Here is an 11690-nt window from a genome sequence, read left to right on the forward strand (position 1 = left end):
CACCCCACGGTGAGGCGGCCGCCGGGGCGGGAGCCGGCCGAGCCGTCAGGAGGCGTAGCCGGGTATGGACGGCCACCGCACGGTCAGGACCACCGACTCCTCCTCCGCGAACCACGAGTGGTCGACCCCATGGCCCCACACGACGTAGTCGCCCTGCTGTTCCAGGACGACGACGCGACCGGGGAGCCGCACGTGGAAGCGGCCGCTGACGAGGACCAGGACGGCCGTGCGTTCCTCGCCCGTCACCCACTGCGCACGCTCGTCGCCACGCGGGTGGACACCCCACTTGATCTCCACCGCCGCGCAGTGGCGCGGGTCGCCCGGATCCTTGAAGTGCCCCAGGATCCATCCCCGGTCCAGTGCCGCGTCCTTGCCCGCATTGCCCACGTACACGCTGTCGTCCACGGTCCGGACGCTAGCAGTCGCTTCCGGGCGGGAGCGGTCGGAGCTGCGCGTCCGTGACGGTCTCCGGCTTGTGATTCGTGTGCAAACCATTGACGCGGAAGCGCTTCGATTCTACGGTCCCGTTCGAAGTTGCGAGCGCTATACGAAATATCGAACATCGCTGAACGATCGAACGACGTTTCTTTCGCATTTCTCGAACAGTTAGGGCAGGGAATGGGACGACCTGACCTGAATCGCAGGCAACTCCTGGGCGGCCTCGGGGGGTTGTTCGTCGCAGGCAGCTTCGGTTTTGCCGCACTCGGGACCGGCGCCGACGCGCTCGCCGCCGGCTCGCAGACCCGCGTGCGGTACTGGAACCTCTTCAGCGGCGGCGACGGCTACAACATGATCGCGATGCTGGACGCCTTCCGTAAGGCCACACCGGACATCGCGGTCAAGGACTCCACACTCCAGTGGGGCAACCCCTACTACACCAAACTCGCCATGGCGGCCGCCGGCAGCCGCGCCCCCGACCTCAGCGTGATGCACCTGGGACGCGTCGCCGGCTTCGCCCCGGGCCGCCTGCTGGACCCCTGGGACATGGACCTGCTCGCCAAGTACGGCCTGAGCGAGGAGGACTTCAACCCCGCGCTGTGGAAACGCGCCGTCATCGACGGCACGTTGTACGCGCTGCCGCTCGACATCCACGTCCAGCTCTGCTTCTACCGCAAGGACGTCCTGAAGAAGGCGGGACTGCTCGGCGACGACGGACGCATCGTGCCGGTCACCTCCACCCAGGAGTGGTTCGACGTCCTGAAGTCCGCCAAGAAGGCCACCAGGAGCGGGCTCCAGACCCTCGGCCTGCACGCCAACGACCAGAATTTCTCCTGGTGGTTCTTCGTCGCGTTCTACCAGCAGCTCGGCGGCACCTACTTCGACGACGCCCGCACCCACGTCACCTTCGACGAGGACAAGGCCACCCAGGTCCTGGAGTTCCTGCGGCAGCACGTCACCGACGGCTATGCCCAGGCGGGCGCCGCCGACGCCGAACAGTTCATCAACGGCGCGCCGTTCACCTGGGAGGGCAACTGGTCCGTGCCCGTCTACACCGGCGCGAAGATCGACTACGGGGCGACCCCGCTGCCGCCCGTCTTCGGCACGCCCGCCACCCACGCCGAGTCGCACTCCTTCGTCCTGCCCCACCAGAGCGACCGCTCCGGCGCCGTCAACGAGGCCGCCCACCGGCTGGCCGCGTACATCGTCAAGAACGCCCTCGTCTGGGCCGAGGGCGGCCACATCCCCGCCTACCGGCCGACGCTGTCGTCCGCCGCGTACCGGAAACTCACCCCGCAGAACGAGTACGTCTCCGCCATGGACCACCAGGCCACCGAGCCGAAGGTGTGGTTCGCGGGCTCCACCGGCACCCTCGCCTCCCGGATCGGACCGGTCGTCGCCGCGTCCAACCTCGGCTCCGCCAAGCCGGACGCGACCGCCCGCCGGATGAAGAGCGTCCTCGAGGAACTGCTGGTCATGAAGAACCCCATGGACGGCAGGACCGCGGCGCAGGGAGGTGCCTCCTGATGAGCACGACAAGTGCCGAGACCGCTCTCGTACCGGCCCGGGCGCGCGACACCGCCGCCTCCGGCCGCACCGACAGCCTGCGCGAGCGCATGGGACGGCGCCTCCAGCACGGCGGCTGGTTCATCGCCCCGTTCCTCGCCCTGTTCGTGCTGTTCGTGATCTGGCCCGTGCTGCGCGGTGTCTACCTCAGCTTCACCGACGCCAACATCTCCGGCGTCGGCGCGAACTTCGTCGGCCTCGACAACTACCGCGAGGCGCTGGACGATCCGCTGGTCTGGGACTCCCTGGGCCACAGCGCGTACTTCACGCTCCTGGTCGTGCCCTGCATCACCGTCCTCGCCTTCCTGATGGCGATGCTCGCCCACCACATCGAGCGCGCCAAATGGCTGTGGCGGCTGTGCTTCTTCGCCCCGTTCCTGCTGCCGTCGACGGTCGCCGCCAACCTCTGGCAGTGGCTGTTCAACCCCGGCACCGGCATGGTCGACCACGTCCTCGGCATCGAGACGCCCTGGCTCACCGACAAGGCCTACGCGATGCCGGCCGTCGTGATCTGCACCCTCTGGTGGACGGTCGGCTTCAGCTTCCTGCTCTACCTCGCCGCCCTCCAGGCCATCCCCGACCACCTCTACGAGGCGGCCAAGCTGGACGGCGCGAACGCCTGGCACCGCATGCTGCACATCACCCTGCCCATGCTGCGCAACATCACCGGACTCGTCGTGGCGTTGCAGATCCTCGCCTCGCTCCAGGTCTTCGACCAGGCGGTCGTCATGTACGACTTCCAGCCGGGACCGGAGGAATCGACCCGCACCTTCGTGCAGTACACCCTCGAAGAGGGCTTCACCAGCTACCGCGTGGGCTACGCCTCCGCGATCTCCATCATCTTCTTCGTGATCATCGCGTCCGTCGCCTTCGCGCGGATGCGGCTGCTGCGCAAGCGTGAGGAGGGCGCGCGATGACCACCGCGCAGATCCCGGTCAAGTCCCGCACCGCCAAGCCCTGGACGCCGAGCCAGATCGTCCTCACCCTGCTCGGCGTCGTCGTCTCCCTGGTGTGGATGGCGCCCCTGGCGTGGGCCCTGTTCACCTCCCTGAAGTCGGAGACCGAGGCCGTCGAGGTGCCTCCGCACTGGCTGCCGAAGGTCTGGACCGCCCAGGCCTGGAAGGCCATCTTCGACACCGGCAACATCACCGACTGGTTCGTCAACTCGCTCGTCGTCTCGGTCTGTGTCACCGCCGTGGTGCTGGTGGTCAGCGCACTCGCCGGATACGGCTTCGCCCGCACCGAGTTCCGCGGCAAGGGCGCCCTGCTGGCCCTCGTCATGACCGGGCTGATGGTCTCGCCCGCCGTCCTCGGCGTGCCGCTGTTCACCACTGTCCAGCAGATGGGCATGGTCGACACCTACTGGGGCATGATCCTGCCGCAGTGCGCGCCCGCCGCCATGGTCTACATCCTGTACAAGTTCTTCCAGGGCATCCCGCGTGAACTGGAGGAGGCCGCCTTCATCGACGGCGCCGGACGCTGGCGGGTCTTCTTCACCATCGTGCTCCCGCTGTCCCGCCCCTCCCTCGCGGCGGTCGGCATCTTCACCTTCATCGCGTCCTGGAACAACTTCCTGTGGCCGTACATGGTGACCAACAACCCCGACCTGATGACCATGCCGAACGGCATCGCGACCGTCATGAACTCCTACGGCATCCAGTGGGCCCAGCTGATGGCCGGCGGTCTGATGGCGGGCCTGCCGCTGATCGTCGTCTTCGTCTTCTTCCAGCGCCAGATCGTGGCGGGTGTCGCGCACACGGGTCTGGCCGGCCAGTGACGAGGAGAGTGACCGAGTTGAAGGGCTTCACTCGTAAGGGTGGAGGCGTGGGCCGGGCTGCCGTTGGCGTCCCGTCTGAGGGCGGCGCCACTGCTAAAGTCCCCCTGTCCGACAACACAGTTGGCGGACCTACCGCTGGACGGGCGGGAAGTCAGGCCGGTGGAGGTCTGTGTAAGACCACGCGAAGATCGTGGCAGCGGCCGTTGAAGCAGGAACCCGCGGATGTGCCACGACGTGGCGCAGGCCGGAATCGCCGGCCCTCGGGTGGGCGAGGATGTCAATGGCTCTACTATGCCGCCGTCTCCTCCTGGGGTACCAACCAGGAGGCGATCGGCGTGGCCACCTTCCCGCCTGATCTCCCCGGCACCTGGAACGACCGGGGGAAGGTCTTCACCTCCGGGACGACCGACGCCTGGAACGCCATCGACCCCGCGGTCGTCCGGGCCGACGGCCGACTGTGGATGGCCTTCGGCTCGTACTGGACCGGCATCCGCATGGTCGAACTCGACCCCGCCACCGGCCGGGCCGTGCCCGGCGCCAGCGTCCACCGTCTGGCGACCCGCCCCGACGCCCCGTACGCCGTCGAAGGCCCCTCCGTCGTGCGCCACGGCCGCTACTACTACCTGCTCGCCTCCTACGACGCCTGCTGCTCCGGCGTGAACTCCACCTACAAGATCCGGATCGGCAGATCCACGAAGGTCACCGGCCCGTACACCGACAGCACAGGCACCCCGATGCTCGCGGGCGGCGGCGATCTGCTGCTGGCCGGACACGGACGCTTCGTCGGCACCGGAGGCGAGTCGGTGTTCCGGGACAGGGGCCGGGACATCCTCGCGTACCACTACTACGACGCGGCGGACTCCGGCATCCCGAAGCTGGGCCTGAACACCCTCCAGTGGACCAGGGACGGCTGGCCGATCGTCCGCTAGCGCCTGTCGTCAGCAGCAAGTGATCCAGAACCCCATGCGAAAGGCGACCATGCACACCGCCCGTTTCACCCTCGACCCCGCCTTCACGATCGGCGAGGTCGACCCCCGTGTCTTCGGCTCGTTCGTCGAACACCTCGGCCGTTGCGTCTACACCGGCGTCTTCGAGCCGGGCCACCCCGCGGCCGACGAGGCCGGGATCCGCACCGACGTCCTGGACCTCGTCCGCGAGCTCGGCGTCACCGCCGTCCGCTATCCCGGCGGCAACTTCGTCTCCGGCTACAAGTGGGAGGACTCCGTCGGCCCGGCCGAGGACCGCCCGCGCCGCCTGGACCTCGCCTGGCACTCCACCGAGACCAACCGGTTCGGGCTCGCCGAGTTCATCGCCTTCCTCAGGAAGATCGGCCCGCAGGCCGAGCCCATGATGGCCGTCAACCTCGGCACCCGCGGTGTCGCCGAGGCCCTCGAACTCCAGGAGTACGCCAACCACCCCGGCGGCACCGCGCTGTCCGACCTGCGGGCCGCGCACGGTGACAAGGACCCGTTCGGCATCCGGCTGTGGTGCCTGGGCAACGAGATGGACGGCCCCTGGCAGACCGGCCACAAGACCGCCCGCGAGTACGGCCGGATCGCCGCCGAGACCGCCCGCGCGATGCGCCAGCTCGACCCCGGCGTCGAACTCGTCGCCTGCGGTTCCTCCGGCCAGTCGATGCCCACCTTCGCCGAGTGGGAGGCGACGGTCCTCGAGGAGACGTACGACGTCGTCGACTACGTCTCCCTGCACGCCTATTACGAGCCGCTCGACGGCGATATCGACTCCTTCCTCGCCTCCGCCGTCGACATGGAGTCCTTCATCGAGAACGTGGTGGCGACCTGCGACCACGTGGGCGCCCGGCTGAAGTCGAAGAAGCGGATCAACCTCTCCTTCGACGAGTGGAACGTCTGGTACCTCTCGCGCTGGCAGGAGCAGGTGGCCGCCTTCGCCCAGGACGACTGGCCCGAGGCACCCCGCCTGCTGGAGGACAACTACAGCGTCACCGACGCCGTGGTCTCCGGCTCCCTGCTCATCGCCCTGCTGCGGCACGCCGACCGGGTGACCGTCGCCTGTCTCGCGCAGCTGGTCAACGTCATCGCGCCGATCATGACGGAGCCGGGCGGCGCGGCCTGGCGCCAGACGACGTTCTTCCCGTTCGCGCAGGCCTCCCGGTTCGGCCGCGGGCGGGTCCTCGACGTGCGCGTCGACTCACCGACGTACGAGACGAAGCGGTACGGCGAGGCCGACCTGCTGCACGCCACCGCCGTGCGCGCCGACGACGGGACCGTCACCGTCTTCGCGGTCAACCGCAGCCGCACCGAGCCGATGCCGCTCGAAGTCGCCCTCGGCGGAATGGAGTTGACCGAGGTCCTGGAGCACAGCGTCCTCGCGGACGCCGACCCCGACGCCCGCAACACCCTCGACGACTCCGACCGGGTCGTCCCGCACCCGGTGGAGGGGACGGTACTGACGGACGGCACCCTCACCGCCGTACTGGAGCCGCTGTCCTGGAACGTGATCCGGCTGGGCTGAGCCGTCCGGTTCCGGGCCGGTCCGCAGGGGCCGGTCCGGGAAAGCCCGTGGCCGCGGATCGGCCGGACGGCAGACTGACCCCATGACCGCAACCGAGCCCAAGGCCGATCTGCACCGCTACCTCCAGTCCGCCCGCGACGCCCTGCTGTGGAAGCTGGACGGACTGGGCGAGTACGACATCCGCCGCCCGCTGACACCCACCGGCACCAACCTGCTGGGCCTGGTGAAACACGTCGCCAGTGTGGAGCTGGGCTACCTCGGCGACACCTTCGCACGGCCGTCCGGCGAGCCGACGCCCTGGCTGGACGAGGGCGCCGAGACCAACGCCGACATGTGGGCCACCGCCGACGAGACGCGCGAGCGGATCGTGGGGTTCTACCGCCGCGCCTGGGCACACGCGGACGCGACGATCGACGCACTGGCCCTGGACACGATCGGCAAGGTGCCCTGGTGGCCCGCCGGCAAGGCCGAGATCACGCTGCACCACGCCGTGGTGCGCGTGATCGCCGACACCCAGCGGCACGCCGGGCACGCCGACATCCTCAGGGAACTCATGGACGGCGCCGTCGGGATGAACGAGACGAACGACAGCATGGCGTCGCACGACCCCGCCTGGTGGGACGACTACCGCGCCCGGCTGGAGCGCGCGGCCCGGGAGGCCGAGGACAGGGCACGGGCGGAGCGGGGCGTGTGAACCGCGCCCCTCGTGACCCGGTCAGTCCAGCAGTCCCAGCTCCACCGCCGACCGGATCGCCATCCAGACCTCGGTGAACGCCCCGGTGGCCGTGAGGTCGCGGCCGGTGAGCGCGCTGAAGCGGCGCAGCCGGTAGGCGAGGGTGTTGGGGTGGATGTGCAGGGCCGCCGCCGCGTCGTCGGTGCGCCGGTCGCGTTCCATCCAGGTGCGCACCGACAGCAGCAGATGCGCGTCGTGGGCGGCGTCGTAGCGCAGCACCTCGCCCAGCACCTGCTCCACGAGCGCGTCCAGCGCCGCCGGGTCGTCGGGCAGCCAGCGGCCGGCCGGGTCGTTGCCGTACCGGACCAGCGGCCGGCCCGAGGCCGCGGCCTGGGAGGCCGCCCACCGGGCCTCGCGCTGGGCGATGCGCAGCGACGCGCCGCAGGGCAGCGGCCTGCTGGTCCCGGCGGCGACGCCGGGCACCGCCGCGACCGTGTCGGCCAGCCGGGGCGCACCCAGCAGATAGCGGTCCTCGCCACGATTGAGCAGCAGGAACGGGTCGTCGTCGAGGGCGCGCAGCAGCGCCTGCTCGGTGACGCCCCGCACCACGGTCAGCTCGGTCGTCCCCTCGATGGAGTGGCGCAGCAGCCGGCGCTCGGCGGCCTCCTGCTCCAGGGTGCCCTGGAGCATCTCGGACAGGATCTCGGTGCCCTCGCGGCGCAGCGTCTCGCGCTCGGTGCGGATCACGGCGAGCTGGAGCGCGGCGACGGTCGCGACGTGCTGGACCACGGCCAGACCGGCCGGGCGCGCACCGTCCCGTTCCAGCGCGATCAGGAAGCCCGCCGTGCCGCCCGGCGAGGGCACCGGCAGGACGAACCCGCCGGGGATGGTCGGCGGGGCGTCCGCGGACTGGGGGACCAGCGACGGCTCGGGGACGGGCACCCCCGCCAGCAGGGGCCGGCCCTGGGTGGTGCACAGCCGGATGTCGTAGCCGGACAGATGCTCCAGACGGCGGAAGAGCGTCGCGGTGTCCAGGTTCTCCGCCGCCAGCCAGCGCAGCGCCCCGAACACCTGGAGCTGAGCGCCGAGCCGGTGCCGGGAGTCCTCCTGCACGGCGGCCGCCACCTCCTGCGCCACCACGATGAACGGCACGGCGAGCGGCACCTCCAGGACCGGCATCCCCCGCTCCTCCGCGGTGTCGAAGAACGCCTGCCGCAGCGGTGGCATGTGCAGCTGCACGGACACCGCCAGCGCGGCCACCCCGGCGTCGTCCAGCCGCTCCAGGTAGGCCCGCTGTCCCGCGGCCGATCGCGGCAGGGCGCGTCCCGTGGTCATGATGATCTCGGCGCCCAGCAGCCAGGGAGTGGGATCCTCCAGCTCGCTGGCGTGGGCCCAGGAAACCGACCGGTCGAGCCCGGCGCGGCCCGCGAGCAGCCTCAGCTGGAGCGCCGGATAGGACAGCACCTCCCGGACGCTCACCCCTCGTCTTTTGTTCCCTTCCACAAAAACAGCGTAACTGTTTGTGCCTCACACGATTGTCGGGTGGCGTTTGCCGAGCGGACACTTCGGATGTGCCGGGTGGTCCCGGTGCATGTGAGAAGGAAAGGCATGAGGCAATGACCGAAGCCCGTGGACCCGTCGACTCCTCCCGGGTACCGCGTTTCGCGGGCCCCGCGACGTTCGCCCGGTTGCCGCGCCTGGACGAGGTCACCCGTGCCGACGTCGCCGTGGTCGGCGTGCCGTTCGACGCGGGCGTCTCCTACCGGCCCGGCGCCCGTTTCGGCGCCACGGCGGTGCGTGAGGCCAGCCGGCTGCTGCGCCCCTACAACCCGGCGCTCGACGTCTCCCCGTTCGCGACCCAGCAGGTCGTCGACGCAGGCGACATCGCCTGCAACCCCTTCAACATCAACGAGGCCATCGAGACCATCCAGGAGGCCGCGACCGGTCTCCAGGCCGACGGCACCCGGCTGGTCACCATCGGCGGCGACCACACCATCGCGCTGCCGCTGCTGCGCACCGTGGCCGCCAAGCACGGTCCGGTCGCGCTGCTCCACTTCGACGCGCACCTGGACACCTGGGACACCTACTTCGGTGCCGAGTACACGCATGGAACCCCGTTCCGGCGGGCCGTCGAGGAAGGCATCCTCGACACCGAGGCGCTCTCCCACGTCGGCACCCGCGGCCCGCTCTACGGCAAGCAGGACCTGACGGACGACGAGAAGATGGGCTTCGGCATCGTCACCTCGGCGGACATCTACCGCCGCGGCGCCGACGAGGTCGCCGACCAGCTCCGTCAGCGCATCGGGAACCGGCCGCTGTACATCTCGATCGACATCGACTGCCTCGACCCGGCGCACGCCCCCGGTACCGGCACCCCCGAGGCCGGCGGCATGACCTCCCGCGAGCTGCTGGAGATCCTGCGCGGTCTCGCCGGCTGCAACCTGGTCGGCGCCGACGTCGTCGAGGTCGCCCCGGCCTACGACCACGCCGAGATCACCGCGGTGGCGGCCTCGCACGTCGCCTATGACCTGGTCAGCCTGCTCGCCCTGAAGGAAGCCCCATGAGCAACACCGCTCCCGCCCTCACCGAGGTCGAGCAGTTCGGCATCGACCGCATCCCCGACGCCGACCGCACCGCCAAGCCCCTGGACCTGTTCCGGCTCGCCTTCGGCGGCGCGAACACCTTCGCCACCTGTGTGCTCGGCGCCTTCCCGATCCTGTTCGGGCTGTCGTTCAAGCAGGGCCTGCTGGCCACCGTGCTCGGCCTGGTGGTGGGCGCGCTGATCCTCGCGCCGCTGTCCGTGTTCGGCCCGCGCAACGGCCTGAACAACGCCGTGTCGTCCTCCGCCCATCTGGGCGTGCACGGCCGGGTCGTCGGCTCCTTCCTGTCGCTGCTCACCGCGATCGCGTTCTTCTCGATCTCGGTGTGGTCCTCCGGTGACGCCCTGGTCGGCGGCGCGCACCGGATGGTGGGGCTGCCGCAGAACGACGGCATGTTCGCCCTGGCATACGGGGTCTTCGCGGTGCTGGTGCTCGTGGTGTGCATCTACGGCTTCCGCTTCATGCTCTTCGTGAACAAGATCGCGGTCATCGCGGCCTCGGCGCTGTTCGTCCTCGGCTTCTTCGCCTTCGCCGGCGACTTCGACTTCGGTTACCAGGGCGCGTTCGCGTCGGTGTCGACGCCGGGCTTCTGGCCCGCGTTCATCGGGTCGGCGCTGATCGTGCTGTCCAACCCGGTCTCCTTCGGCGCCTTCCTCGGCGACTGGTCCCGCTACATCCCGGCCGAGACCCCGCGCAAGCGCGTGATGACGGCCGCGTTCGCCTCGCAGATCGCGACCATCCTGCCGTTCTTCTTCGGTCTGGCCACCGCCTCGATCATCGCGGCCAAGGCGGCTCCGTACATGGACCCCGCCGCCCCGAACTACGTCGGCGGCCTGCTGGAGATCGCCCCCTCCTGGTACTTCCTGCCCGTCTGCCTGCTGGCGCTGATCGGCGGCATGGCCACCGGCACCACCGCGCTCTACGGCACCGGCCTGGACTTCTCCAGCGTGTTCACCCGCTTCAACCGGGTGCAGGCGACGGTGTTCATCGGTGTCCTGTCGATCGGCTTCATCTTCGTCGGCCGCTTCGCGGCGAACCTGGCGCAGTCGATCTCCACCTTCGCCACGCTGATCATCACCTGCACCGCGCCGTGGATGGTCATCATGATGCTGGGCTGGCTGACCCGCCGTGGCTGGTACGACGCGGACTCCCTCCAGGTGTTCAACCGCCGCCAGCGCGGTGGCCGCTACTGGTTCGCCCACGGCTGGAACTGGCGCGGCATGGGCGCCTGGCTGGGCTCGGCGATCCTCGCCCTGATGTTCGTGAACCTGCCGGGCCAGTTCGTCGGCCCGCTGGGCAACCTGGCCGGCGGCGTCGACATCTCGCTGCCGGTCGGCCTGGGCCTGGCCGCCGTCGTCTACCTGGGACTGCTGTTCGCCTTCCCCGAGCCGCGCGGCGTCTACGGTCCCGAGGGACCGCGCCTGGTGGGCGCGTCGGACACCCCGGTGCCGCCGATCACCGGTCAGAACGCGTCGACCGAGCCCGTGGAAGAACTGATCTGAACCGGTGCCGGCCGCGCCGCCGGCACCGCCTTCACCACCCGCCCGGTCACCGCCGGAGGGGCCCCGCCCGGCCGCTCCGGCGCACCGCCCGGGCCGTACCACCACCCTGGGGCCGGCCCCGCCAGCGAGGTCCCTGGAGCGGGTCCCGCCCCCCCCGGGTCCCTGGAGCGGGTCCCGCCACCCGGGTCTCGTACCACCTGCCGAAGGAGCACCACCCATGACCGACGAGGTACTCGAAGCCGCCGACGCACTGGTGGCCGCCTTCGCCGAAGGCCGGCTGGACGACTACTTCGGCGCGTTCGCGCCCGACGCCACCTTCGTGTTCCACACCACGCCCCAGCGGCTCTCCTCCACCGCCGAGTACCGCGCCCTGTGGGACCGCTGGGTCGCCGAGGACGACTTCCGGGTGCTGTCCTGCGTATCGACCGGCCGCCTGGTCCAGCTGTTCGGCGAGGACACCGCCGTCTTCAGCCACGACGTCGCGACCGTCGTGGGCAGCACGGCCGGCGAGGAGAGCCTCGCCGAGCGCGAGACGATCGTCTTCCACCGCGCGCCGTCCGGCCGCTGGCTGGCCGTGCACGAGCACCTCTCGCCCGCGCCCGGCGCGTGAGCAGGTCCGGGCCCGGCGCGTGAGCGTGCCC

General features: G+C 70.3%; 11 protein-coding genes. 9 read left to right on the forward strand and 2 right to left on the reverse strand.

The features are described 5' to 3' along the window. Positions 1–45: 45 nt before the first annotated feature. Complete coding sequence (locus ABT085_RS36480; RefSeq protein WP_351618162.1) at positions 46–405, reverse strand: cupin domain-containing protein; 360 nt, start codon at positions 403–405, stop codon at positions 46–48. A 213-nt stretch (positions 406–618) separates the two neighbouring features. Between ABT085_RS36480 and ABT085_RS36485 the strand changes: the two genes are divergently transcribed. From ABT085_RS36485 to ABT085_RS36510, 6 genes are all read left to right on the forward strand, one after another. Further along, entirely contained in the window at positions 619–1965 is a 1347-nt protein-coding gene (locus tag ABT085_RS36485) for an extracellular solute-binding protein (protein WP_351618164.1), read from the forward strand. Next, complete coding sequence (locus ABT085_RS36490; protein WP_351618167.1) at positions 1965–2921, forward strand: carbohydrate ABC transporter permease; 957 nt, start codon at positions 1965–1967, stop codon at positions 2919–2921. Before ABT085_RS36485 ends, ABT085_RS36490 begins: the two co-directional genes overlap by 1 nt. Further along, positions 2918–3781, forward strand: coding sequence for a carbohydrate ABC transporter permease (locus tag ABT085_RS36495; RefSeq protein ID WP_351618170.1), 864 nt, complete (start codon positions 2918–2920; stop codon positions 3779–3781). Before ABT085_RS36490 ends, ABT085_RS36495 begins: the two co-directional genes overlap by 4 nt. A 224-nt stretch (positions 3782–4005) precedes the next feature. Then, a complete protein-coding gene (locus tag ABT085_RS36500; RefSeq protein ID WP_502982889.1) occupies positions 4006–4710 on the forward strand; it encodes an arabinan endo-1,5-alpha-L-arabinosidase in 705 nt (234 codons plus the stop codon). 49 nt (positions 4711–4759) lie between these two features. Next, positions 4760–6274 carry an arabinosylfuranosidase ArfA gene (gene arfA, locus ABT085_RS36505; RefSeq protein WP_351618188.1) on the forward strand — a complete coding sequence of 505 codons (1515 nt, stop codon included), beginning with the start codon at positions 4760–4762 and terminating at the stop codon, positions 6272–6274. Between the two features lie 82 nt (positions 6275–6356). Further along, positions 6357–6968 carry a DinB family protein gene (locus ABT085_RS36510; protein ID WP_351618173.1) on the forward strand — a complete coding sequence of 204 codons (612 nt, stop codon included), beginning with the start codon at positions 6357–6359 and terminating at the stop codon, positions 6966–6968. A 21-nt stretch (positions 6969–6989) separates the two neighbouring features. On the opposite strand, the gene ABT085_RS36515 is transcribed toward ABT085_RS36510, so the two are convergent. Next, positions 6990–8426 (reverse strand): PucR family transcriptional regulator, encoded by a 1437-nt coding sequence (locus ABT085_RS36515; RefSeq protein WP_351618176.1) that lies wholly within the window; start codon positions 8424–8426, stop codon positions 6990–6992. Between the two features lie 137 nt (positions 8427–8563). Here ABT085_RS36515 and speB point away from each other — a divergent pair, with 137 nt between their 5' ends. The 3 genes from speB to ABT085_RS36530 all read left to right on the forward strand — a co-directional run bounded on the left by speB (position 8564) and on the right by ABT085_RS36530 (position 11659). Next, on the forward strand, positions 8564–9511 hold the full coding sequence (gene speB, locus ABT085_RS36520) for an agmatinase (protein WP_351618179.1): 948 nt from the start codon (positions 8564–8566) through the stop codon (positions 9509–9511). Then, on the forward strand, positions 9508–11049 hold the full coding sequence (locus ABT085_RS36525) for a purine-cytosine permease family protein (RefSeq protein ID WP_351618182.1): 1542 nt from the start codon (positions 9508–9510) through the stop codon (positions 11047–11049). Before speB ends, ABT085_RS36525 begins: the two co-directional genes overlap by 4 nt. A 217-nt stretch (positions 11050–11266) precedes the next feature. Beyond that, positions 11267–11659, forward strand: coding sequence for a YybH family protein (locus tag ABT085_RS36530; RefSeq protein ID WP_351618185.1), 393 nt, complete (start codon positions 11267–11269; stop codon positions 11657–11659). The last annotated feature ends 31 nt before the right edge of the window (positions 11660–11690 follow it).

The sequence above is a fragment of the Streptomyces sp. NPDC002265 genome (assembly GCF_040296125.1).
Classification (GTDB): Bacteria; Actinomycetota; Actinomycetes; order Streptomycetales; family Streptomycetaceae; genus Streptomyces.

Coding starts and splice junctions, on each gene's coding strand:
- ABT085_RS36485 (WP_351618164.1), top strand. CDS start 619: ATGGGACGACCTGACCTGAATCGCAGGCAACTCCTGGGCGGCCTCGGG.
- ABT085_RS36490 (WP_351618167.1), top strand. CDS start 1,965: ATGAGCACGACAAGTGCCGAGACCGCTCTCGTACCGGCCCGGGCGCGC.
- ABT085_RS36495 (WP_351618170.1), top strand. CDS start 2,918: ATGACCACCGCGCAGATCCCGGTCAAGTCCCGCACCGCCAAGCCCTGG.
- arfA (WP_351618188.1), top strand. CDS start 4,760: ATGCACACCGCCCGTTTCACCCTCGACCCCGCCTTCACGATCGGCGAG.
- ABT085_RS36510 (WP_351618173.1), top strand. CDS start 6,357: ATGACCGCAACCGAGCCCAAGGCCGATCTGCACCGCTACCTCCAGTCC.
- speB (WP_351618179.1), top strand. CDS start 8,564: ATGACCGAAGCCCGTGGACCCGTCGACTCCTCCCGGGTACCGCGTTTC.
- ABT085_RS36525 (WP_351618182.1), top strand. CDS start 9,508: ATGAGCAACACCGCTCCCGCCCTCACCGAGGTCGAGCAGTTCGGCATC.
- ABT085_RS36530 (WP_351618185.1), top strand. CDS start 11,267: ATGACCGACGAGGTACTCGAAGCCGCCGACGCACTGGTGGCCGCCTTC.